Source organism: Achromobacter sp. (genome assembly GCF_050285565.1).
Taxonomy (GTDB): domain Bacteria; phylum Pseudomonadota; class Gammaproteobacteria; order Burkholderiales; family Burkholderiaceae_B; genus Achromobacter.
On sequence record NZ_JBLZXG010000003.1, the window covers coordinates 74550 to 98242 of the forward strand.

Below are 23693 nucleotides of genomic sequence, written 5' to 3' on the forward strand. Positions count from 1 at the left end.
GCCATGCCCGAGCTTGCTCCGTCTCCGCCCGCCGCCAGCGGCGCTGCTGCCCGGCGCCGGCTGTACCTGTTGTTCCGCATCGGCGCGGACCGCTACGCGCTGGACGCCGCCGACGTGATCGAGGTGCTGGCCATGCGCGCGTTCAAGCAGGTGCCGGGCGTGCCGGCCTGGGTCGTGGGCATGTTCGACTGCCGCGGCGCGGCGCTGCCGGCCATCGACCTGAGCGCGCTGGCCGGCGCCGGCACGGCCGCCAGGGTGACCAGCACGCGGCTGGCGCTGGTGCGCTACCGGCCCGGCGGCGAGCACCGCGAACGCCTGCTGGGGCTGGTGCTGGAGCAGGCCACCGAAACCGTGCACTATGATCCGGCGGCGTTTCGCCCCGCCGGCCTGGATACGCCGCAAGCGCGCTATCTGGGGCCCGTGTTGAGCGATGCGCAGGGCATGGTGCAGGCGGTCAGGGTGGCCGAGCTGCTGCCCGAGTCCGTGCGCGCATTGCTGTTCGCGCCCGAGCCGGCGCCTGCCGAGGGAGGTCGGCCATGATGCTGGTGCAGGACTTCAGCGCGTTGCTCAAGCGCAAGATGGGGCTGGACAGCGGCTCCATCGGCGCCGCCGCGGTCGAACGGGCGGTGCGCCATCGCATGCAGGCGGTGGGAACCGACGACGAGCAGGACTACCTGATGCGGGTGCAGGCCTCGCCGGCCGAAATGCAGCAGCTGATCGAAGCGGTGATCGTGCCGGAGACCTGGTTCTTCCGCTATCCCGAATCGCAGGCCGCGATGGCCACGCTGGCGCGCGAGCGCCTGTTCGCGCCGGGCGCCGAGACGCGCGTGCTGCGCGTGCTGAGCGTGCCCTGTTCGAGCGGCGAGGAGCCGTATTCGATCGCCATGGCGCTGCTGGATGCCGGCGTGCCGGCCGCGCGCTTCCAGATCGACGCGGTCGACATCAGCGAGCGCATGGTCGAGTTCGCCCAGCGCGCCCGCTATGGCCGCAATTCGTTCCGGGGCGAGGACCTGTCGTACCGTGACCGCCACTTCACCGCGACCGCCGATGGCCATCAACTGGCGGACGCGGTCAAGGCGCGGGTGCGGTTCCAGGCCGGCAATCTGTTCGACAGTTGCTTGCTGCCGGACGTCGCGCCTTACGATTTCGTGTTCTGCCGCAATCTGCTGATCTATTTCGACGCGGCCACGCAGGAGCGCGCGGTGGCGATCCTCAGGCGCTTCGCGCGGCGTGACGGCGTGCTGTTCGTGGGGCCGGCCGAGACCAGCCTGATGACCGCGCGGCGCTTGCCGGCCGTGCCGCTGGCGCGCGCCTTCGCCTTCCGCGCGGAACCGAAGGCGCCGGCCGAGCCGGCCGCCCTCCCGGCCTGGAGCGCGCCGCCGGCATTGCCCGCGGGCCGGCCGTCGGCCGCGCTGGCGCTGCCGCGCGCGCCGTTCACGCGCGCCCGGATGCCCGCCGCCGACGCCTGGGTGCCCCGGGCGCCCGCCGTCGAGCCGGCCGCGGCCGACCGGGCCGCCGGCGGCGCGGCCGAATTGCGCGACATCGCCGCCCTGGCGGACCAGGGCCGGGTGCAGGACGCGATGGCGCGTTGCCGCGCCCATCTCGGCCAGCATGGCGCCAGCGCCGAGGCGTTGTATCTGCTGGGGTTGCTGCAGGATGCCGCGGGCGATACGCGCCAGGCCCAGGCCGCCTACCGCAAGGCGTTGTACCTGGAACCTTCGCACCGCGAGGCGCTGCTGCACCTGGCCGCGCTGATCGCGGCCGACGGCGACCAGGAAGGCGCCCGCCGTCTGCAGGCGCGCGCCGCGCGTCAGGAGGCCCGCCGTGAGTGATGCCGTGAACGCTTTGGCGCGCCTGTCGGAAGTGGACGACTGCTGGAACCGCATCGGCAGCCGGGGCGACAAGACCTGCGCGCGCCTGCCCGAGCATGTGCATTGCCGCAATTGTCCGGTGTACGCCGACGCGGCCAAGCGCATCCTGGATCGCCTGCCGCCGCAGACCGACGCGCAGGCCGCGCCCGTGGACGGCGGCGCGCAGGCGCGGCTGTCGTCGCTGCTGGTGTTCCGCCTGCAACGCGAATGGCTCGGCCTGCCGACCAAGGCGCTGGACGAGGTGGCCGGAACCCGCGCCATCCTGCCGTTGCCGCACCGGCGCGACCCGGCGGTACTGGGCGTGACCAACGTGCGCGGCACGCTGACCGTGTGCCTGTCCCTGGGCCGCCTGTTGGGCCTGGACGGCGCGGCGGCCGAGGCGGGCCGCGAGCGGCCGGCCGCGGCGCGCATGCTGATTTTCGGCGGCGCGGGGCGGGCGGTGGTGCTGCCGGTGGACGAGGTGGAGGGCATCCACAGCGTCGACCTGGAGGCGCTGGAGCCCCTGCCGGCCACGGTCGCCGGCGCCAGCCTGAAGTATTCGCGTGGCGTGGCGCGCCGCGGCCAGCGCAGCGTCGGCGTGCTGGACGAGACCCTGTTGATGCAAGCCGTGGAACGGAGCCTGGCGTGAACCCGGATCAGATGCGCGATGCTTCGTTGCTGGAACTGTTCCAGTTGGAAACCCGCAATCAGGTGCAGGTGCTGAACAACGGCCTGCTGGCGCTGGAGCACGACCCGACTTCGGCGCCGCAACTGGAGGCCTGCATGCGCGCGGCCCATTCGCTCAAGGGCGCGGCGCGCATCGTCGACCTGCATCCGGCGGTGCGCATCGCGCACGCCATGGAGGATTGCCTGGTGGCGGCGCAGGAGGGGCGCCTGCGCCTGCAGGCGGCCGATATCGACGCGCTATTGCTGGGCGCGGACCTGTTGCAGCGGGTGGCCACGCCCGGGGCCGAACTGGGCGAGGAGATCGACACGCTGGTGACGCGCCTGTCGAACGCGCCCAACGCGCCGCCGGCCGCGCCGGCGGTCGAACGCCCGCCCAAGCCCTCGGATTTCCTGCCGCCGATTCAGCGGCCCGATGATCCGCCGCCGGCGCCGCCGCCCGCGCGCCGCAGCACCGACCAGACTGTGAACGAGGGCGAGCGGGTGTTGCGGGTCACGGCCGACACGCTCAACAAATTGCTCGGCCTGTCCAGCGAAACGCTGGTGGAATCGCACTGGATTGCGCCGTTCAGCGCCTCCATGTTGCGCCTGCGGCGGCTGCAAGCGAGCGCCGGACAGGCGCTGGACAGCTTGCGCGCCTGCCTGGCCGGCGTGCATATCGACGCCCGCGGCCAGGCCGCGCTGGACGATGCCCAGCGCATCGTCCAGGCGTGCCAGCAGGAGCTGGCGCAGCGCGCCAGCGAGGTCGACGAATTCGGCTGGCGCATGGGCCACCTGACGCAGCGCCTGTACGATACCGCGCTGGCCTGCCGCATGCGGCCGTTCGGCGACGGCCTGAGCGGCATGGCGCGCATGGTGCGCGACCTGGGGCGCTCGCTGGGCAAGCAGGTGCGGCTGGAGATCGAGGGCGATGCGACCCAGGTCGACCGCGACATCCTCGACAAGCTCGACGCGCCGCTGATGCACCTGTTGCGCAACGCGGTCGATCACGGCATCGAGATGCCGATGGATCGGCTCGAAGCCGGCAAGCCGGCCGAAGGCCTGATCCGGCTGTCGGCGCGTCATGCCGCCGGCATGTTGCTGATCGAACTGAGCGATGACGGCGCCGGCATCTCGCTCGATCGCCTGCGGGTCGAGGTGGTACAGCGCAAACTGACCAGCGCCGAGACCGCGGCCCGCCTGAGCGAGGCCGAGCTGCTGGAATTCCTGTTCCTGTCCGGCTTCAGCACGCGCGGCGCAGTCACCGAGATCTCGGGCCGCGGCGTCGGCCTGGACGTGGTGCAGACCATGGTGCGCCAACTGCGGGGCGCGGTGCGGATCCACCAGCAGACCGGGCAGGGCACGCGCTTCGTGCTGGAGATGCCGCTGTCGCTGTCGGTGGTGCGCAGCCTGCTGGTCGAGGTGCAGGGCGAGATCTACGCGTTTCCGCTGGCCTACGTCAGCCACGCGCTGCAGGTGCCGGCGCGGGATATCGAGCAGCTCGAAGGGCACCAGCATTTCCGTTTCATGGAGCGCCAGATCGGCCTGGTGTCGGCGCGCCAGATCCTGCGCGCCGGCGAACCGGCGCCGGCCGCCGAGACCCTGCCGGTGGTGGTGGTGGGCGACCACGACCGGCTCTATGGCATTGCCGTGGACCGCTACGTGGGCGAGCGCACGCTGGTGGTGCAGCCACTGGATCCGCGCCTGGGCAAGGTGCAGGACGTGATGGCCGGTTCGCTGATGGACGACGGCACGCCGCTGCTGATCCTGGACGTCGAGGATATGCTGCTGTCGGTGCAGAAGCTGGTCGAGGGCGGCCGCCTGGCGCGGGTGGACGGCGGCGGCGCGGTGGCGCAGGCGCGCCGCAGCAAGCGCGTGCTGGTGGTGGACGATTCGCTGACGGTGCGCGAGCTGGAACGCAAGCTGCTGCTGAACCGCGGTTTCGACGTGGCGGTGGCGGTGGATGGCATGGATGGCTGGAACATGCTGCGCAACGAGGCTTTCGACCTGGTGGTGACCGACGTCGACATGCCGCGCATGGATGGCATCGAGCTGGTGTCGCGCATCAAGGGCGATCCCAAGTTGCAAAGCCTGCCGGTAATGGTAGTGTCTTACAAGGATCGTGAAGCGGATCGGCGGCGCGGGCTGGATGCGGGCGCCGACTATTATCTGGCCAAGGGCAGCTTCCATGACGACGCCTTGCTGGACGCCGTGGAAGACCTCATCGGAAAGGCGCGGGCGTGAGAATCGGAATCGTCAACGATCTGCAGATCGCGGTGGAAACGCTGCGGCGCGTCATTGCGCTGGAGCCGGGTTTGGAGGTCGCCTGGGTCGCCGCCAACGGCCAGGAGGCGGTCGAGCGGTGCGCCCTGGATCGGCCCGACGTGGTGCTGATGGACCTGATCATGCCCGTCATGGACGGGGTCGAGGCCACCCGCCGCATCATGGCCGAAACTCCGTGCGCCATCGTGGTGGTCACGGTGGACGTGGCGCGCCACACGGCGCGCGTGTTCGACGCCATGGGCCATGGCGCGCTGGATGCGGTCGATACTCCGGTGGTGGGCAGCGCCGACCTGCGCAGCGCCGCCGCGCCGCTGTTGCGCAAGATCCGCAATATCGGCTGGTTGATCGGACGCTATGGCAGCAACCGCACCCACCTCACGCCGGTTCCGCGCGACGCCGCCGCGCCGGGGCCGTCGCAGGGGCTGCTGGTGATCGGCGCCTCGGCCGGCGGACCGGCCACGCTGGCGCAGTTGTTACGCGATATTCCGGTCACGTTTCCCGCTGGCATTGTGCTGGTGCAGCATGTGGACGCCTCGTTCGCCGCCGGCATGGCCGATTGGCTCAACGACCAGGTGGCGCTGCCGGTGCGGCTGGTGCGCGAGGGCGAGCGTCCGCAGCCGGGGCAGGTGCTGCTGGCCGGCACCGACGACCATCTGCACCTGCTGGCCGATGGTACGCTGCGTTACACCGCGAATCCCAAGGAAAGCCTGTACCGTCCCTCGATCGATGTATTTTTCCATAGCGTCGCGCAGCACTGGCGCGGCGTGGCCGTCGGCGTCCTGCTGACCGGCATGGGACAGGACGGTGCCCATGGCCTGAAGGCGCTGCGTGACCGCGGCTGCCTGACCATTGCCCAGGACCAGGCCACCAGCGCGGTCTACGGCATGCCCAAGGCGGCCGCCGCGCTGCAGGCCGCCGTCGAGATCCGCCCGTTGGACAAGATTGCCGCCCGGCTCGTCCAGGCGTTTGCCTGACCGGGCGGGCACAGCGAGACATCAAGGAAACACCACTATGCACCCTCCCATTGACAGCCCGGCCTTGGCCGACCTGAACTCGCATGCGGCCATGGTGCTGCTGGTCGACGATCAGGTCATGGTCGGCGAGGCCATCCGCAGGGCCCTGGCCACGGAGGGCAATATCGACTTTCATTATTGTTCCGACCCGTACAAGGCCCTGACCGTCGCGGTGCAGACGCGGCCCACCGTGATCCTGCAAGACCTGGTGTTGCCGGGCGTGGACGGCCTGAGCCTGGTGCAGGAATACCGCAGCCATCCGGTCACGCGCGATATCCCCATCATCGTGCTGTCGACCAAGGAAGACCCGGCCATCAAGAGCGCGGCCTTCGCCGCCGGCGCCAACGACTACCTGGTGAAGCTGCCCGATTCCATCGAACTGGTGGCGCGCATCCGCTACCACTCGCGTTCGTACCTGGCGCTGGTGCAACGCGACGAGGCCTACCAGGCGCTGCGCCAGAGCCAGCAGCAGTTGCTGGAAAGCAATATGGAACTGCGCCGCCTGACCAATTCCGACGGTCTGACCGGGCTGGGCAACCGCCGTTATTTCGACGAATACCTCAACGCCGAATGGCTGCGCGCGCGCCGCGACGGCCGCGAAATCAGCATGCTGATGATCGACGTGGACCATTTCAAGTCCTACAACGACACCTATGGCCACATCGCCGGCGACGAGGCGCTCAAGCGCGTGGCCAACACCATCTTCGCCAGTTGCGACCGTTCCACCGACCTGGCCGCGCGCTTCGGCGGCGAGGAGTTCGCGCTGGTGCTGCCGGGTACCCCGGCCGGCAGCGCGCGCCTGGCCGCCGAGAAGCTGCGCCGCGCGGTCGAGGCCATGCGGATTCCGCAAAAGGACATGGGCGGCGGGCCGTGGCTGACGGTCAGCATCGGCACCGCCACCGCGGTGCCGGTGGCCGATCAGCCGTGCACCGATCTGATCCAGATCGCCGATCGCGGGCTCTACCAGGCCAAGCGCCAGGGCCGCAACCGCGTGGTGCAGGGCCCGGGTGCGGCCTGACGCGGCGCCTGCCGGCGTCGGCCGCGACCGGCCCCACCGGCTGGTGGCCGCGCCGTCAGAGGTGCAGCTTGGTCGACGACTTCACTTCGTGCATCGACAGTGTGCTGAGCAGTTCCTTGACGCCCGGCAGGGTGCGCAGCCGGTTGCGCACGAATTCGGAATAGGCGTCGAAGTCGCGCGCCACGATGTGCAGCAGGTAATCGTGCTGGCCGGTGGTGTTGTGGCAGGCCAGCACCTCGGGCATGGCGGCCACCGCGGCCTCGAAGGCGTGGCAGGTTTTCTCGGTGTGGTTGTCCAGCGAGATACTGACGAACGCCACCACCCCCATGCCCAGCGCGCGGCGGTCGAGGATGGCCTGGTAGCCGCGAATGACGCCTGAGGTTTCCAGGCGCTTGAGGCGCTTCCAGCAGGGCGAGGCCGACAGCGACACGCGCTCGGCCAGTTCGGCGTTGGAGAGCCGGCCATCTTCTTGAAGGATTTTCATGATTTTCCAATCGATCGCGTCAAGTTGATGTAACAAGGCAGTCTCTTTCATGGTTTCAAGGCAATGGGAAACGATATTTCCCATTATCTCGTTCCTGAAGTAGAAATGGAAAGAATATTGTGGCGCGACAGGCCCATACTCGCTGCATCGCCTGGCCGCCGGCGCTATCGTGTCCGAACCGTGATACCGCCAGCCGGCAAGCCGCAATTTCCCCTTGAGAGAGGCACGCCATGAGTTATTCCAGCTATCACAAGAAAGACATCTCCGGCCGTCCCCTGCACGCCGAAACGCAGATGATGTCGTACGGCTTCGATCCGTTCCTGTCCGAAGGGGCGGTCAAGCCGCCGGTGTTCCTCACCTCCACCTTTGCGTTCCGTTCGGCCGAGGATGGCGCCGAGTTCTTCGACCTGGTATCGGGCCGCAAGCCGTTGCCGCAGGGCGAGTCGGCCGGCTTGGTGTACAGCCGCTTCAACCATCCCAACCTGGAAATCGTCGAAGACCGCCTGGCGCTGCTGGACGGCTCCGAAGACGCCGCGGTGACCTCCAGCGGCATGTCGGCGATCAGCGCGGTGTTCCTGGCGTTCCTGCGCCCGGGCGACCAGCTGGTGCAGTCGGTGCCCCTGTACGGCGGCACCGAAACCCTGATCGCCAAGATCTTCCCGGAGTGGGGCATCGGCTCGCACCCGATCCACGACGGCCTGTCGGCGCGCAGCATGCGCGACGCGCTGGAAGCGGCAGCGGCCAAGGGGCCGGTGAAGCTGTTCTATGTGGAAACGCCGGCCAATCCCACCAACGCGCTGATCGATTTCCAGGCCATGACGGGCGAACTGGACGCGTTCGCCGCGCGTCATGGCTATCGGCCGATCTCGGTGTGCGACAACACGCTGCTGGGCCCGATCTTCCAGAAGCCGGCCGAGCATGGCGTGGACCTGTGCGTGTATTCGCTGACCAAGTACGTGGGCGGCCACAGCGACCTGGTGGCCGGCGCGGTCACCGGCGCCAAGGACCTGATCAAGAAGGTGCGCGCCATCCGCAGCGCCTTCGGCTCACAGCTCGATCCGCATTCGTGCTGGATGATCACGCGCTCGATGGAAACCGTGGTGCTGCGCATGAAGCAGGCCGCGCGCAGCGCCACCCGGGTGGCGCAATGGCTGGCCGGCAATCCGCACGAGAAGGGTGCGCATCTATCACCCCGAGATCATTGCCGACGAGGTCTATCAGGCGGTCTACAAGCGCCAGTGCACCGGCCCGGGCTCGACCTTCGCGTTCGTGCTGGACGGCGGCCGCGCCAAGGCGTTCCGCTTCATCAACGCGCTGCGCCTGTTCAAGTCCGCGGTGAGCCTGGGCGGCACCGAATCGCTGGTGTGCCATCCGGCCTCGACCACGCATTCGGGCGTGCCGGCGGCCGAGCGCGACGCGGCCGGCGTGTCCGAAGGGCTGATCCGCATTTCCATCGGCCTGGAGCACGAGGAAGACCTGATCGCTGACATGGATCAGGCCATGCGCAGCGTGGCCTGAGGCGCCGGGCCAGGCCGCCTCAGGCCGCCTCGCTCGGCCAGTCGATGACGGCGGGCGCCAGCGCGCGGCGCAGCGCGCGCAGGTCGTCGGGCGTGTCCAGGTCGGTCACGTAGGCGCGGTTGTCGCTGTCGAAGGTGGCGTGGCAGCCTTGCGCCGGATCCAGCCATTGGCGCAGGCCGGCGCCGGGCGGCAGCAGGTTGGCCGACCGCACCGCGGCGGCCGACAACAGCAGCGGATGGCCCGGCGCGCCGTGGACGCGCGGACGCAGGCTGTCGGTGCCCGGCGCGCACGCGCGCCATTGCGCCAGCAGCTCCGCGATGGCGGCGGTGTCGAGCAGGGGCAGGTCGGCCAGCACCAGCAGCAGGTCGCGTCCGGGATGGGCGCGGGCGTGTTCGCGCAGCGCCAGGCGCTGTGAGTCGGCGAGCGTGGTGTCGGGCCGTGCGTGCGGCAGGATATCGATCGCCGCGCGTCGCGCCAGCGGCGCCAGGAGGTCCGCGTAATGGCCGATGACGGCGCGGACCGGCGTGACCCCGGCATCGCGCAAGGCCCGCGCCAGCCGTTCCAGCAGGCTGATGCCGTTGACGCATAGCGCCGGCTTCGCGCGTCCGCCCAGGCGGGCGCCCTGGCCGGCGGCGAGGATGATGGCGGAGACGGGGGTGTTCATGGCGGATTCAGAGGTGGCAGGCGCGGATCGGCCGGGACGGGTCGATCGTGATGGCGGCGCGCCAGCGGCAGCGCCAGCAGCACGATGGGCAGGTTGATCAGGAACACCGAGCCCCACCAGAAACGTTGCAGCAGCATGCCGCCGATGACCGGCCCCAGCGCCGCGCCGAACACGGCCAGGCCCATCATGAACAGGCGTTTGTGGCCCAGGCGGTCGCGCAGGGTGCCCATGCCAAGCAGCAGGCCGGACACCACCAGCGCGCAGATGTTGACGATCCAGCGCTTGGACGCGGCGGTCACGCCCAGTTCGTGGGTGAGCCGGGGCAGGGCGGTGTAGAGCACCGTCATGTCGACCACGATCAGTAATAGGGCGCTGGGCACGATGGCCAGCACCAGCCAGCGGCCGGGATCGGCCGTGGTGACAGCGTGCGAAGGATTGCGCTGTGTCATGGGCTTACTCCTGTAGCGCGCCATTTTCCATCTGGATTGCGATATATAAAAGTCCGAATCCATCTATAAAAATGGATGCTCTCGGGGAATGCATGGTGCGTTCGCCAAACCTGGTGACCTCGATGAACTGGACCCTCGATCAACTCAGGCATTTCGTGGCCGCCGCCGAGGCGGGCTCGTTTTCGGCGGCGGCGCGCCCACCGCCACCGAGCGCTGGCTCCAGGACCGCATGGAACAGTTGCGGCATCCCGGCGCCTGAGGCCGCCGCGCCCGTGCGCCCGTGTCGCGACGCGCGGGCGCGGCGGCAAGGCGCATTCAGGCCTTCTGGCGGTACACCAGCACTGGTGTGGTGGAGTGGGCCAGCACCTTCTGGGTCTGGCTGCCCAGCACCACGGCGGCCATGCCGCGGCGGCCATGCGAGGCCATCGCGATCAGGTCGCAGTGGCGCTCGTGGGCGGTGTCGATGATGGCCCGGTAGGGGTCTTCGTGGGTGGCGCGCAGGGTTTCGCACGGCACGCCGGCTTCGCGTGCCTGGGTGGCGGCGGCGCTCAGCAGGCGTTCGGCCTGCACGCGGATCTGGTCCTGGTACTCGTTCAGGCTGTGCGCCACCTGCGCCGCGCCCATGGCGAAGACGTGAAAGGGTTCCTCGACCGTGAGGATGGTGGCCTTGGCGCCCAGCGACTTGGCCAGCGCGAGGCTATTGACCAGGGCTTGCGAGGACAATGGCGAGCCGTCCGTGGGAATGAGAATGTGCTTGTACATGGTGTCTCCCGTGTCTGTGCCGCGGCCGCCGCGACGCGCGGCGGTTACGTAACACTGTATCGGCCGCAAGACGGGGGCTGTTTGCGCGGAATCAAACCTTGCGCGTGGTCAACCCCCCGCGCGCGGGGCTGCGTCAGCGCAACAGCGCCGCGACCAGGTCGCCGCCGGCGCGATCGCCTTCGCTGAAATCGAGCGCGGTCTGCACGTGTTCCAGGTGCTCGTCCATCAGCGCGCAGGCGCGTTCGATGTCGCCGGCGCGGGCGGCCTCGATGAAGGCGTGGTGTTCGCGCGACGAACAACTGGCGTCATGCGAGCTCTGGTACAGCACGGTGATGACGGCGCTGCGCGCCGACAGCTCGCGCAGCATGCCGGTCAGCACCGAGTTGCCGACGGTTTCCGCCAGCAGGATGTGGAAGTCGCCCAGCAGGCGGTTGCGCGCCTGCACGTCGCCGCTTGCCACCGCCGCGCGCTCCTCGGCCAGATGGGCGTCGATGCGGCGGTAGTCGGCCGCCGTGGCGCGGGTCACGAACTCGCGCGCCAGGGCCGCTTCGAGGATGCGGCGCACCGCGTAGACCTCGCACGCCTCGTTGGCATCGGGTTTGCTGACGAAGGCGCCCTTGTCGGGCACGATGTTGATCAGCTTGTCCTTGGACAGCATCAGCAGGGCGGCGCGGATCTTGGTGCGGCTGACCTTGTAGACCCGCGCCAGGGCCTCTTCGCGCAGCCGCGTGCCGGGCGGCAGGCGGTGCGCCACGATGGCGGCCGCGATCGCCTTGGCGATATCGTCGGCGCTGGGGTCGGGAGGGACTTCCTGGGTCATGACGCGCGGGGCGGGAAGACTGTGTGGGCAGCCAGTCTATCAAAATCCCGGCGCGGCAACATTTATTGCATACGAAAATTGTGGCGGATGGCCGGCCCCGCCCGTCCGTCCGCCACCGCGCGTGTGGCTGGAACCCGGGCGCGACGCGGCCTGGCGTCCCGCGCCATAGCGGGACGCGCGATCCGGCGTCAGTCCTTGGCCATCAGGCCCAGATACTCGATCAAGCCCTTTTCCTTGACGTAGGTGGCTTGCGCCCAGGCCTTGTAGTCGGCGCTGTCGCGGTAGGCGGGTTCCTGGTTCAACTGCTTCATGACCTCGATGCTGGCCGGGTCGAACAGCGCCTTCTTGAAGGCGTCATGCAGGGTCTTGACCACCGCCGGATCCATGCCCTTGGGGCCGGCCAGGCCGTAGGGCGAGGTCGACACGACCTTGTAGCCCAGCTCCTGCGCGGTCGGCACGTCGGGCCAGCGCGTGGTGCGCTTTTCGCCGAAGGTGACCAGCAACCGCATCTTGCCCGAATCGACGAACTGATCCCAGCCGGTGGCGTCGCTCTGCGCCATCACGTGGCCGCCCAGCAGCGCCTGCTGCATGTCGGCGTTGCCCTTGTAGGGCACGTGGTTGAGCTTGACCTTGGCGTTCAGGGCGACTTCCTCGATCAGCAGGTGGGGCGACGAGCCCACGCCGGTCGAGCCGTAGTCGATGGTGCCCGGATGCTGGCGCGCGGCCTCGATGTATTCGTTGAAGGTCTTGTAGGGGGAATCGGCGCGTACCGTGAAGCCGAAGGTGTAGCCCGACAGCCCGATGATGAAGCTGAAGTCGTTGATCGGGTCCCACGAGGTTTTCTGCATGTACGGCATGCGCAGCATCGCCAGCGTGTACAGGGCAATGGTGTAGCCGTCGGGCTTGGCGGTGCGCGACATGGTCGCGGTGCCGAGCGTGCCGCCGGCGCCGGGACGGTTTTCGACGATGACCGGCTGGCCCAGGTACTTGGAGGCGTCCTGCGCCACGATGCGCAGGTGGCGGTCGGTGGAGCCGCCGGCCGGGAATGGCACGATCAGGGTGATGGGCTTGGTGGGAAAGGCGTTTTGCGCCAGCGCGCCGCCGGCCAGCGTCAGCAGCAGCGCGCCCAGGCAGGCGCGGCGCAGGGGTTGAGGGGTCATGGGCTTGTCTCCGAGGGTGTTTTTATGGAATGCCGCTCAGTCGCGCACGGCGATCTTGACCGGCAGGCGGTGCAATGCCGCGCGCAACTGCTCCTTCAGCGGCGCGGGCAGGGTGGCGTCGAGTTCTACGGCGACGTCCGGCTGCGCGTCGGCCTGCACGCGCAGCAAAGAGCTGTCCGGCGGCAGGCCGGCCTGTTCGAGCAACGGCGCCGCCAGCGTCCGCACCGCCACGGCGGTGGCCAGGCGGCGCAGGTCGGGCTTGTAGATCTTGCCGACGTTGGTCATCGGCATGGTCTCGAGCACCACCACGCGCTTGGGCCGGGCGGGCGTCTCGTCGACATGGGCGGCGGCATGGGCGAGCAGTTCGGCCTCGGTCACCTCGGCATCCTCGGCCAGCGTGACGAAGGCGATCGGCAGTTCGCCCGCGTAGGGGTCGGGCGCGCCGACGGCGGCGCAGATGCGCACCGCCGGGTGCGAGGCCAGCGCGTCCTCGATGGTCTTGGGATCGATGTTGTGGCCGCCGCGGATGATCAGATCCTTGGCGCGGCCCTGCAGGTGCAGGCGGCCTTCGGCATCGAGGAAGCCGACGTCGCCGCTGATCAGCCAGCCGTCCTCGGTGAAGGCGCGGGCGGTGTCCTCGGGGTCGAGGAACCCTGGAATCACGTTGGGCGACTTGAACAGCAGCATGCCGGCCTGCCCCGGCGGCAGGTCGCGGGCCGGCTGGCCGGCGGGCGCGTCCAGGCCGACCACGCGCACCTGCACATACGGCAGCGGAAAGCCCACGCAGTTGACCGGGAAGCGCGAGCCGGGCGGGGTGATCGAGGTGATGCCGGCCATCTCGGTCATGCCCAGGCTTTCGTTCACGCGCAGGCCGAACAGGCGTTCGAAGCGCGCCGCCAGTTCCGCCGGCAGGGGCGCGGCGCCGGTGCGGCAGTAGCGCAGCGAGGAGATGTCGGCGCCGTCCAGCGGGATCTCGGCCAGCGCCGCCAGGATGGTCGGCACGCCCTGCAGCGAGGTGGCGCGGTGGCGTTCGACCAGGCGCCAGTAGTTGCGCAGCACCTCGCGATTGCGCAGCAGCAGGGGGGTCGGGATCACCGTTTGCACGCCGGCCGACAGCGCCGCCAGCGAGGCCGGCAGCACGCCAGCCACGTGGAACAGCGGGTAGCCGTTGATGACCACATCGCCGGGGCCCGCGCCCTGCAACTGCACGGCGGCCCAGGCCGTGAAGACCTGGTTGGCGTGGGTGTGGATGGCCAGCTTGGGCGCGCCGGTGGTGCCGCCGGTGTGGAAGTACGCGGCGATGTCGCCGGCGCGGATCACGCGCGCGCTCAGCAGCCGGTCGGCCGGCTGGGCGGCGCGCGCGCTGTTGAAGTCGAGCGCGAAGTCGGGCAGCGCGGGGCGTTGCGACGCCGGCTCGTCGTGCGGCGCCACGCGCAGCAGCGTGCGCAGGGTCGGCACGCGCTCGCGCAACCGCAGGGCCTTGGACCAGGACTCGCATTCGGTGTCCGAACCGTAGGCGATCAATACCTTGGCGCCGGCGCTGGTCAGCAGCGAGGCCAGTTTGTCCTCGGTCAGCAGCGGATTGAGCGGCTGCACGATGCCGGCGGCCTCGCCGCCCCACAACGCCAGGTGGTATTCGAGGCAGCCGGGCAGCAGCACGCCGACGGCATCACGCGGGCCGAGGCCCAGGCTGTGCAGCAGGTTGGCGGTCTGGTGGATGCCGGCCAGCAGCTCGTTGTAGCGCCAATGGATGGCCGGCTCGTCCGGGTCGGCGCTGCGCAGGAAGGTCAGCGCGATGCGCTCGCCGAAAGCGGCGGCCGAGTTGCGGAAGATCTCGTAGGTGCTTTGCACCGTCAGCGTCTCGGCCAGCGGCCGCGCCGCCAGGCGTCGCACGTCGTCGATGGATCGCACCGGGAACGGCGCGGCGAAGGGCCGGGCGATGGGTGGGGCGATGGGTGGGGCTATATGGGCCTGCGTCATGATGCCGTCCTCGCCGCTTACGCCCGCCCCAGCGCGATGTAGCGCCGCAGGTGGTGGTCTTCGTCGCCCAGTTGGTGGTCGATCATGACCAGCCGCTTGGCATAGTGCGCCAGCGGCAGCTCCCAGGTCATGCCGATGCCGCCGTGCAATTGGATGCTCTCTTCGGCCACCAGCGTGCCGATGCGGCCGATGGTGTACTTGGCGGCCGACAGCGCGCGTTCGCGCGTGGCGCGGTCGGGGTGGTCGAGCGCGGCGGCGGCGTTGATGACCGCCGAGCGCGCCTGTTCGATTTCCAGCAGCACGTCGGCCATGCGGTGTTGCAGCGCCTGGAAGCTGCCGATCGGCACGCCGAACTGGCGCCGGGTGCGCAAGTATTCCAGCGTCGCGTCGCGGGCGCAGTCCATCGCGCCCACGGCCTCGGCGCACAGCGCCAGGATGCCGCGGCCGGTGGCATGTTCCAGCAGCGCGAAGCCGGCGCCGGCTTCGCCCAGCAGGCTGTCGGCGCCCAGCGCCACGTTATCGAACACCAGTTCCGCCGCGCGGCCGCCGTCGATCAGGTCGTAGCCGCGCGCGGCCACGCCTTGAGTGCCGGCGCTGACCAGGAACAGGCTGATGCCGGCCTCGTCGTCGGCGGCGCCGGCGGTGCGCGCCGCCACCAGCAACAGGTCGGCGTGCTCGCCGCCCGTGACCACCGCCTTGGCGCCGTTCAGCACCCAGCCGTCGCCGTGGCGTTCGGCGCGCGCGCGCACTTCGTTCAGCGCGTAGCCGGATTCGGGTTCGGCCGCGGCCAGCGCGGCGGTGATGTTGCCCGCGATCAGGCCTTCCAGCGCCTCGCGCTGCGCCGGCTTGCCGGCGCGGGCGATGGCGCTGCCGACCATCAGCGCGTCCAGGAACGGTTCCAGCACCAGGCCGCGGCCCAGCGCTTCGAACACCACGCTGATGTCAAAGCCCGCGCCGCCCAGGCCGCCGTGTTCCTCGGCGAACAGCGCGCCGATGGCGCCCAGTTCGGCATAGCGGCGCCAGAATTCGGGGTTGTAGCCTTGCGGCATCCTGGCGTGGCGCTCGCGCGTGGCGAAGTCGTATTGTTCGGCGACAAAGCGGCGCAGCATGTCCGAAAGCATGCGCCGGTCTTCGGTGTGTTCAAAGTTCATGGCCGGCCTTTACAGTCCCAGGATCATCTTGGAGATGATGTTCTTCTGGATTTCGTTGGAGCCGCCGAAGATCGACAGCTTGCGGTTGTTGAAGTATTGCGCCGCGGCGCTGTCGGCGCCCTCGGGCCCGATGGGCGCGGCGTCGTAGCCGTCGTGCAGGGCCGCGGCCACGAACGGGCGGGCGTACGGCCCCATGGCGCGGCGGTTCAGCGCCGTGATCTCCTGGCGGATCTGGGTGCCGCGGATCTTCAGCATCGAGCTTTCGGCGCCGGGCGCGCCGCCGCCGGCCGCCGCCGCCACCACGCGCAGGTTGGTGGTGCGCATGTTGGCCAGCTCGATTTCGACCCGCGCCAGGCGCGCGGCGAAATCCGGGTCCTCGGCCAGCGGCCGGCCATTCTTTTTCCGGCTGGCGGCCACCGCTTTCAGGCGCTCCAGCGCCGCGGTCGACTGACCGACGCCGGCGATGTTGGTGCGTTCGTAGGTCAGCAGGTACTTGGCGCAGGTCCAGCCGCGGTTCTCCTCGCCCACCAGGTTCTCGACAGGCACCCGCACGTCCGAGAAGAACACCTCGTTGACCTCGTGCTCGCCGTCCAACGTGATGATGGGACGCACCTGCACGCCCGGGCTGGCCATGTCGATCAGCAGAAAGCTGATGCCTTCCTGGCGCCGGCCTTCGCTGGAGGTGCGCACCAGGCAGAAGATCATGTTGGCGTACTGGCCCAGCGTGGTCCAGGTCTTCTGGCCGTTGACGATGTAATGGTCGCCGTCGCGCACCGCGGTGGTCTTGACCGAGGCCAGATCCGACCCCGCGCCCGGCTCGGAATAGCCCTGGCACCACCAGTCGGTGCCGTCCAGGATGCGCGGCAGCCAGTGGCGCTTTTGCGCCTCGTTGCCGTACTTGATCAGCACCGGACCCAGCATGCTCAGGCCGAACGGCACGATGCGCGGGGCGCCGGCCAGCGCGCATTCGTTATCGAAGATGTACTTTTGCGTGGTGCTCCAGCCGGTGCCGCCGTATTCCACCGGCCAGTGGCTGGCGAGCCAGCCCTGGCGGTTGAGGATGGCGTGCCACTCGACCATGTCGGCGCGCGTCAGCAGCTTGCCTTGCGTGACCTTGGCCGACAGGCGCGCCGGCAGGTGGGCGGCCAGGAAGGCGCGCACCTCGTCGCGGAAGGCGTTTTCTGCGGGGGTGAATTCCAGATCCATCGGGGGCTTCCTCAGTAGATTTCGAACAGGCCGGCCGCGCCCATGCCGCCGCCCACGCACATGGTGACGACGGCGTAGCGCGCGCCGCGGCGGCGGCCTTCCAGCAGCACGTGGCCGGCCAGGCGGGCGCCGGTGACGCCGAACGGGTGGCCCAGCGCGATCGCGCCGCCGTTGACGTTGAGCCGTTCCATCGGGAGGCCCAGGCGTTCCTGGCAGTACAGGGCCTGCGAGGCGAAAGCCTCGTTCAGTTCCCACAGGTCGATGTCGTCGACCTTCAGGCCGTGGCGCGCCAGCAGCTTGGGCACCGCGTAGACCGGGCCGATGCCCATTTCGTCGGGTTCGCAGCCGGCGATCGCCAGGCCGCGGAAGGCGCCCAGCGGGCGGATGCCGGCGCGTTGCGCCTCGGCCGCTTCCATCAGCACGCAGGCGGCCGCGCCGTCCGATAGCTGCGAGGCGTTGCCGGCCGTCACGAACTGGCCCGGGCCGCGTACCGGCGCCAGCTTGGCCAGCGCCTCGACGGTGGTGCCGGGGCGGTTGCAGGTGTCCTGGTCCACCGTGACCTCGCGTTCCGACACGGCGCCGGTGGCGCGGTCGGTGACGGCCATGGTGGTGGTGACGGCGATGATCTCCTCGCGGTAGCGGCCGGCGGCCTGCGCGGCCTCGGTGCGCGCCTGGCTTTGCGCGGCGAAGCGGTCTTGCGCCTCGCGGCTGATGCCGTAGCGCGCGGCGACGATGTCGGCGGTCTCGATCATGGGCAGGTACAGCTCGGGCTTGTTGGCCACGATCCACGGGTCCATGCCGCTGATGCCGTCATCGCGCGTGCGGATCTGCGAGACCAGCTCGACGCCGCCCGCGATCATGGCGGGCGCGCCGTCCATGACGATGCGCGCCGCGGCCGAGGCGATGGCCTGCAGCCCCGAGGCGCAATAGCGGTTGATGGTGGCGCCGCCGATGCCGACCGGCAGGCCGGCGCGGATCACGGCCTGGCGGCCGATGTTGCGGCCGGTGGCGCCCTCGGGGTAGCCGCAGCCGATGAAGGCGTCCTCGATCAGGGCGGGGTCGATGCCACTGCGTTCGACCGCGGCGCGCACCGCGTGGGCGGCCAGGGTCGGGCCGGCGATCAGGTTGAATTCGCCGCGCTGCGCCTTGGTGATGGGCGTGCGGGCGGTGGAGACGATGACGGCTTCGCGCATGTCGGTTTCCGTTGGTTGAATGGGGTCAGGCGGCCTGGTTCAGGCTGGCGAAATCGCGGCCGGCTTCGGCCAGTTCCACCAGTAGCGGCGATGGCTTCCAGAACGCGGGGTCTTCCTTGGCGTAAGCGCGGATGTCGGCTAGCACGTTGGCCAGCCCGACACGGTCGGCGTAGTGCATCGGCCCGCCGCGGTGGCGCGGAAAGCCATAGCCCGACAGGAACACCATGTCGATGTCCGACGGCCGCAACGCGATGCCTTGATGCAGCACATTGGCGGCTTCGTTGATCATGGCCGCCAGGTAGCGGCGCTGGATGTCCTCGGCGCTGAAGGGGCGCGGCGTGACGCCGGCGCGCTGGCGTTCGGCGTCGATGATGGCCAGCACTTCCGGGTCGGGCGTGCCGTGGCGCGCGCCGTCGGGATACAGGTAGAAGCCGCGGCCGGTCTTCTGGCCGAACCAGCCGCGCTCGCACAGGCGGTCGGGGATCTGCACGTAGCGCAGCGCCGGGTCGCGGGTGGCGGCGCGGCGCTTGCGCGTGGCCCAGCCGATGTCGCCGCCGGCCAGGTCGGCCATCTGGTACGGCCCCATCGGGTAGCCGAAGTCGCGCACCGCCGCGTCGATCTCGTAGGGCGAGGCGCCGTCCTCCATCATCATGTCGGCCGCCTGGCGGTGCACCGCCAGGATGCGATTGCCGATGAAGCCGTCGCAGACCCCGGCGCGCACCGGGATCTTGCGCAGGCGCCGCGCCAGCTCGAAGCCGGTGGCCACGGTGTCGGCGGCGGTCTGGCGGCCCGCCACCACCTCCAGCAGCTTCATGATGTTGGCCGGCGAGAAGAAGTGCAGGCCCAGCACGTCGGCCGGGCTGCGCGTGACCTGGGCGATGCGATCCACATCCAGGTACGAGGTGTTGGTGGCCAGCACCGCGCCCGGCTTGGCGACGCGGTCCAACTGCGCGAACACGGCCAGCTTGACGTCCATGTCCTCGAACACGGCCTCGATGATCAGGTCGGCTTCGCCGAGGGCGGCGTAGTCGGTGGCGCCGGTCAGGCGCGCCAGCCGGGCGGCGCGTTCGTCGGCCGTCATGCGGCCTTTGCCGACCAGCAGGTCGTAGACATGCTCGACCCGCTGGCGGCCGCGCGCCAGCGCCGCGTCGTCCTGTTCCACCATGACCACCGGCAGGCCCGCGTCCAGCACCGCCACGGCGATGCCGGCGCCCATGGTGCCGCCGCCGATCACCCCCACGCTGTCGAGCCGGCGCGGCTTGGCCTGCTTCAGCTCGGGAATCTTGGCGGTGTCGCGCTCGGCGAAGAAGGCGTGGATCAGGCCGGCGCGCTGCGGGCTGTCCAGGCATTGCAGGAACAGCGCGCGCTCGGCGCGCAGGCCCTCGTCGAACGGCAGCTCGACGGCGGCGCGCACCGCCTCCAGGATCTTGGCGGGCGAGAACAGGCCGCGCGTGCTGGCGGCGATGCGCTGGCCGGCAGCGTCGATCGCGGCCAGGGCGGCGGCCTTGTCGGCCAGCGCCTGGCCGTCGCGGCTGCGGCGTGGCGGCGCGCCTTGCGCCAGCAGCCGGTGGGCATAGTCCAGGCCGGCGGCCAGCGGCTCGGCGCCGGCCGCCAGTTCGTCGGCCAGTCCGGCGGCGACGGCGGCTTGCGCCGTCATCGGCTTGCCCGACAGCATCAGGTCCAAGGCCGCCGCGGCGCCGATCAGGCGCGGCGTGCGCTGGGTGCCGCCAGCGCCGGGCAGCAGGCCCAGCGTCACTTCGGGCAGGCCCAGCTTGGCGCCGGGCAGGGCCACGCGGTAATGCGCCGCCAGGGCCACTTCCAGGCCGCCGCCCAGCGCGGCGCCATGCAGCGCGGCCACCACCGGCTTGGCGCAGGCTTCGATCTGGTTGCAGACGTCGGGCAGGGCGGGCGGACGCGGCGGCTTGCCGAATTCGCGGATGTCGGCGCCAGCGATGAAGTTGTTGCCGGCGCCGGTCAGCAGCACGGCCCGCACCCGCGGGTCGCCCTGGGCCTGGTCGATGGCGCGCGCCAGACCGGCGCGGACAGCGGCGCTCAGGGCATTGACGGGGGGATGATCGATGGTGACGACAAGGATGTCGCCGTCGCGGCGCGTGTGCACCGCGCCGGCGGATGCGCTGGCTGTCATGGGACAGTGTCTCCGGTAGGGTCGCCGCCCGCGCCGGCCAGGCCGGCACGGCGGCATCGCAGAGCGGGGCTCTGGCGAGGCCGGCGCGTCCCGGGGCGGACGCGGCGCAGTCGCGGCGCCTGGCGGGCCAGGAACGGCCCGTCTTGTATCCGTCTATTCTTTCCCAGCAAAGAAGTCTTGACAATGGCATCAATAATTGACATTGAAGATAAGAAAACTTGACAATCGAGCCGGGGCAGCGCCTTGCAATCGGGGAATGCCGCTGGCCCCGGGGAGAGTCGATATGGACACGAAAGCGCTGACCCTGCTGGTGGAGATCCTGGACGCCGGCAACCTGAGCGAAGCCGCGCGCCGCCTGAAGATGACGCGGGCCAACGTCAGCTACCACCTGACCCAACTGGAACGGGCCGTCGGCATGCAACTGCTGCGGCGCACGACGCGCCATGTCGAGCCCACCGAAATCGGACTGAAGCTTTACCAGCACGGCCGCAGCATCCAGGACGAACTGGCGGCCGCGCGCGAAGCGGTCGAGACCCTGGGCAAGACGCCGCAGGGCAAGGTGCGGCTGAGCGTGCCCAGCGGCTACGGCCAGTTCGTGATGACCCCGTGGTTGCTGGAATTCAAGCGCGCCTATCCCGACATCGTGCTGGACGTGCTGTTCGAAAACAGTGTCGACGACCTGCTGCGCGACGAGGTCGACATCGCCGTGCGCATCATGTCCGAGCCGCCCCACAATCTGGTGGCGCGCGAACTGGGCCAGGTGCGCTACGTGGCCTGCGCCTCGCCCGCCTTCGCGCGCGAGCGGGGCCTGCCGGATAAGCCGGCCGAGCTGGCGCGCCTGCCGGTCATCAGCGCCGCCGTCATCGGCCGGCCGCTGCGGCTGTCGGCGTATTACGGCGGCCAGCCGCGCCAGCAGGTGGTGCTGGAACCCACCATCATCTCGCGCAACTATGCCTTCCTGCGCGACGCCATGCTGGCCGGGCTGGGCATCGGCGTGGTGCCGGACTACGTGGTGCATGACGACATCGCGCGCGGCGACCTGATCGCCGCCTTGCCGCATTGGCGGCTGAGCATTTTCGGCCGCGCCATGTATATGCTGTACATGCCCAACCGCCATCATCCGCGCGCCATTGCGATGATGATCGAGTTCATCCAGCAGCGCGCCCAGGCCGCGCACGAAGGGCGGCCCGGGCTGCTGGGCGCGGCATAGGGCGGGCCAGTCTGCTGGCGTGTTGCGCCATCGCGGCCCTGAAATCCGCGAGCCTGACGCTGGGGCTGGCCCTTTACTTCAAGCTGGCTGGCGTCGCCAACGCCGTGTTCCTGGCGATTGCGCTGCTGACGTGGCGGGTGCTGTGCTTTGTGATCCTGCGCGCCCGGCGTATCGCGGGCGTGGCGACGCCTGAGCGGACAACGCCGGGCGCGAGCGGAGGCTAGCGAGCCGCGCGAGCACGATCAACGCAGCATCGGCAGGCTGCCGGTCAGTGCATTGACCCAACGCCGCGGCCCGGCCAGGCCCACGCCCAGCAAGGGCTGATCACGATGCGAGGTCTGGCGGTGCCGCGTCCAGTATTCGGCGGCGTCATGGATCTCGCGCGCATAGGCGGGAAACAGCGTCATGCCGGCGCCGTCCGGCGCGGGCTGGGCCAACCGTTCGCGCAGTTGCGCCATGCGGGCTGCGTCGGCCGTCAACACGATGATCGGCAGATGCGAGATTGCCGCCGACAGCATGCCATCGGCATCGCGCAGGGGCTGGCCGGCCCAGGTGGACTGGGGCGCCGCCAGACCGGCGGCCAGGCAGGCCGAGGCGTTGGCGGCCTGGCCCAGATCCAGGCCCGCCGCCAGCACGATCACGACTTTCTCCGGCAGGGCGGGGGCGAGGGGGGCGGGATGGTCGGTCATGGCGGGCTCCTGGAAAAAAAGCGCCATCGTCCGCCGTTGCGCCGCCGCTGTCTTGAACGCCTGTGAATGGGCGCGGCGCGGTAACGCTAGCCGCGCCGCGCCAGGGCGCTGGCGCCGGCGTACACCGCCGCCGCGCCCAGTTCGCGCTCGATGCGCAGCAGGCGGTTGTATTTGGCGGTGCGGTCGGCGCGTGACAGCGAGCCGGTCTTGATCATGCCGCAGTTAGCCGCCACCGCCAGGTCGGCGATGCTGGTGTCTTCGGTTTCACCCGAGCGGTGCGACATGACCGCGCCATAGCCGGCCCGGCGCGCCAGCGCCAGCACGCGCCAGGCTTCGCTGAGGGTGCCGATCTGGTTGAGCTTGACCAGGATGGCGTTGCCGATGCCCTGTTCGATGCCGGCCTGGAACCACCTCGGGTGGGTGCAGAACAGGTCGTCGCCGACCAACTGGCAGGCGCGGCCCAGCGTCGCGCCCAGCACCTTCCAGCCGACCGTGTCGTCCTCGGCCATGCCGTCCTCGATCGACACGATGGGGTAGTCGCGCACCAGGCCGGCCAGGTATTGCACCTGCTGTTCGGCATTGCGCAGCAGGTTCTCGCCCTGATAGCGGTAGCCGTCGCTGTCGTGGAGCTCGCTGGCGGCCGGATCCAGCGCCAGCGCGATATCGGCGCCGGGACGCAGCCCGGCGCGCTCGATCGCCGCCATGATGAAGTCCAGCGCCTCGGGCGCACAGCGCAACATCGGCGCGAAGCCGCCTTCGTCGCCGACGTTGACGCTGTGGCCGGCGGCCTTGAGCGCCAGCCGCAGCGTGTGGAACACCTCGGCGCCCATGCGCAGGGCCTCGCGCAGGCTGTCCGCGCCCACGGGCAGGATCATGAATTCCTGGAAGTCGAGCGGGTTGTCGGCGTGCGCGCCGCCGTTGATGATGTTGATCATCGGCACCGGCAGGGTCTGGGCCTGCACCCCGCCCACGTGACGCCACAGCGGCAGGCCCAGGCTGGCGGCCGCCGCGTGCGCCACCGCCAGCGACACGCCCAGCAGGGCGTTGGCGCCCAGCCGGCTTTTGTCGGGCGTGCCGTCCAGGTTGATCATGCGCTGGTCGATGTGGGCCTGCTGATCGGCCGGCAGGCCCAGAAGCGCCGCGCGCAGTTCGGTGTTGACCGCCGCGACCGCGCCGAGCACGCCCTTGCCGAGGTAGCGGGCGCGGTCGCCGTCGCGCCGTTCCAGGGCCTCGCGCTTGCCGGTGGAGGCGCCCGAGGGCACCAGCGCCAGGCCGCGCGCGCCGTCTTCCAGGCGCACTTCGACTTCGACGGTGGGATTGCCGCGGCTGTCCAGGGCTTCGTGGGCGGCCAGGTGGATGATCTGCATGGAGGGGCTCCGAGGGCAAGGATCGTCAGGTAAATCAAACGAATGAAATTGCTGCTGGCGCGCTGCC

Annotated in this window: 19 protein-coding genes and 2 pseudogenes; 8 read left to right on the plus strand and 13 right to left on the minus strand. The window is 70.1% G+C overall.

What is annotated here, in order from left to right; genetic code table 11:
* Positions 1-3 precede the first annotated feature (3 nt).
* Genes ACN6O8_RS06310 through ACN6O8_RS06335 form a run of 6 tightly spaced genes read left to right on the plus strand, consistent with a single transcriptional unit; the run spans position 4 to position 6827 of the window.
* Positions 4-540 carry a chemotaxis protein CheW gene (locus ACN6O8_RS06310; protein WP_427990220.1) on the plus strand — a complete coding sequence of 179 codons (537 nt, stop codon included), beginning with the start codon at positions 4-6 and terminating at the stop codon, positions 538-540.
* Positions 537-1832 carry a CheR family methyltransferase gene (locus tag ACN6O8_RS06315; RefSeq protein ID WP_427990221.1) on the plus strand — a complete coding sequence of 432 codons (1296 nt, stop codon included), beginning with the start codon at positions 537-539 and terminating at the stop codon, positions 1830-1832. Before ACN6O8_RS06310 ends, ACN6O8_RS06315 begins: the two co-directional genes overlap by 4 nt.
* Positions 1825-2499: a chemotaxis protein CheW gene (locus ACN6O8_RS06320; protein WP_427990222.1), complete on the plus strand. Its 675-nt coding sequence runs from the start codon at positions 1825-1827 to the stop codon at positions 2497-2499. Before ACN6O8_RS06315 ends, ACN6O8_RS06320 begins: the two co-directional genes overlap by 8 nt.
* Positions 2496-4757 (plus strand): hybrid sensor histidine kinase/response regulator, encoded by a 2262-nt coding sequence (locus ACN6O8_RS06325; RefSeq protein ID WP_427990223.1) that lies wholly within the window; start codon positions 2496-2498, stop codon positions 4755-4757. The genes ACN6O8_RS06320 and ACN6O8_RS06325 overlap by 4 nt, the downstream gene beginning before the upstream one ends.
* Entirely contained in the window at positions 4754-5770 is a 1017-nt protein-coding gene (locus tag ACN6O8_RS06330) for a chemotaxis response regulator protein-glutamate methylesterase (RefSeq protein ID WP_427990224.1), read from the plus strand. Before ACN6O8_RS06325 ends, ACN6O8_RS06330 begins: the two co-directional genes overlap by 4 nt.
* A gap of 37 nt (positions 5771-5807) precedes the next feature.
* Positions 5808-6827: a diguanylate cyclase gene (locus ACN6O8_RS06335; RefSeq protein ID WP_427990225.1), complete on the plus strand. Its 1020-nt coding sequence runs from the start codon at positions 5808-5810 to the stop codon at positions 6825-6827.
* 55 nt (positions 6828-6882) lie between these two features.
* Here the strand turns inward: ACN6O8_RS06335 and ACN6O8_RS06340 are convergent, their stop codons facing one another.
* Positions 6883-7362, minus strand: a complete 480-nt coding sequence (locus tag ACN6O8_RS06340; protein WP_427990226.1) for an Lrp/AsnC family transcriptional regulator — start codon at positions 7360-7362, stop codon at positions 6883-6885.
* Positions 7363-7541: 179 nt separating this feature from the next.
* Here ACN6O8_RS06340 and ACN6O8_RS06345 point away from each other — a divergent pair.
* A pseudogene (locus tag ACN6O8_RS06345) lies at positions 7542-8829 on the plus strand (cystathionine gamma-synthase family protein).
* A 19-nt stretch (positions 8830-8848) separates the two neighbouring features.
* Here the strand turns inward: ACN6O8_RS06345 and ACN6O8_RS06350 are convergent.
* From ACN6O8_RS06350 to ACN6O8_RS06395, 10 genes and pseudogenes are all read right to left on the minus strand, one after another.
* Positions 8849-9493 (minus strand): nucleotidyltransferase family protein, encoded by a 645-nt coding sequence (locus ACN6O8_RS06350; RefSeq protein WP_427990227.1) that lies wholly within the window; start codon positions 9491-9493, stop codon positions 8849-8851.
* A gap of 59 nt (positions 9494-9552) precedes the next feature.
* A pseudogene (locus tag ACN6O8_RS06355) lies at positions 9553-9942 on the minus strand (MFS transporter); the annotation flags it as partial.
* Between the two features lie 315 nt (positions 9943-10257).
* Positions 10258-10704, minus strand: coding sequence for a universal stress protein (locus tag ACN6O8_RS06360; RefSeq protein ID WP_427990228.1), 447 nt, complete (start codon positions 10702-10704; stop codon positions 10258-10260).
* 133 nt (positions 10705-10837) lie between these two features.
* Positions 10838-11524 carry a GntR family transcriptional regulator gene (locus ACN6O8_RS06365; RefSeq protein ID WP_427990229.1) on the minus strand — a complete coding sequence of 229 codons (687 nt, stop codon included), beginning with the start codon at positions 11522-11524 and terminating at the stop codon, positions 10838-10840.
* Positions 11525-11712: 188 nt separating this feature from the next.
* Entirely contained in the window at positions 11713-12684 is a 972-nt protein-coding gene (locus tag ACN6O8_RS06370; RefSeq protein ID WP_427990230.1) for a tripartite tricarboxylate transporter substrate binding protein, read from the minus strand.
* A gap of 36 nt (positions 12685-12720) precedes the next feature.
* Positions 12721-14664: an acyl-CoA synthetase gene (locus tag ACN6O8_RS06375; RefSeq protein ID WP_427990231.1), complete on the minus strand. Its 1944-nt coding sequence runs from the start codon at positions 14662-14664 to the stop codon at positions 12721-12723.
* A gap of 17 nt (positions 14665-14681) precedes the next feature.
* The gene (locus tag ACN6O8_RS06380) at positions 14682-15815 is read right to left on the minus strand and encodes an acyl-CoA dehydrogenase family protein (RefSeq protein ID WP_427990232.1); all 1134 of its coding nucleotides are present in this window, start codon (positions 15813-15815) and stop codon (positions 14682-14684) included.
* Positions 15816-15824: 9 nt separating this feature from the next.
* Positions 15825-17021 (minus strand): acyl-CoA dehydrogenase family protein, encoded by a 1197-nt coding sequence (locus ACN6O8_RS06385; protein WP_427990233.1) that lies wholly within the window; start codon positions 17019-17021, stop codon positions 15825-15827.
* Between the two features lie 11 nt (positions 17022-17032).
* On the minus strand, positions 17033-18214 hold the full coding sequence (locus ACN6O8_RS06390) for an acetyl-CoA C-acyltransferase (protein WP_427990234.1): 1182 nt from the start codon (positions 18212-18214) through the stop codon (positions 17033-17035).
* A 25-nt stretch (positions 18215-18239) separates the two neighbouring features.
* Positions 18240-20360, minus strand: coding sequence for a 3-hydroxyacyl-CoA dehydrogenase NAD-binding domain-containing protein (locus ACN6O8_RS06395; protein WP_427990235.1), 2121 nt, complete (start codon positions 20358-20360; stop codon positions 18240-18242).
* 283 nt (positions 20361-20643) lie between these two features.
* Between ACN6O8_RS06395 and ACN6O8_RS06400 the strand changes: the two genes are divergently transcribed.
* Entirely contained in the window at positions 20644-21570 is a 927-nt protein-coding gene (locus ACN6O8_RS06400; protein ID WP_427990236.1) for a LysR family transcriptional regulator, read from the plus strand.
* Positions 21571-21812: 242 nt separating this feature from the next.
* Here ACN6O8_RS06400 and ACN6O8_RS06405 read toward each other — a convergent pair whose 3' ends face one another.
* Together ACN6O8_RS06405 and eno are read right to left on the minus strand one after the other, a co-directional pair.
* Entirely contained in the window at positions 21813-22259 is a 447-nt protein-coding gene (locus tag ACN6O8_RS06405; protein WP_427990237.1) for a DUF2000 domain-containing protein, read from the minus strand.
* A gap of 86 nt (positions 22260-22345) precedes the next feature.
* Positions 22346-23626: a phosphopyruvate hydratase gene (gene eno / locus ACN6O8_RS06410; RefSeq protein ID WP_427990238.1), complete on the minus strand. Its 1281-nt coding sequence runs from the start codon at positions 23624-23626 to the stop codon at positions 22346-22348.
* Positions 23627-23693 lie beyond the last annotated feature (67 nt).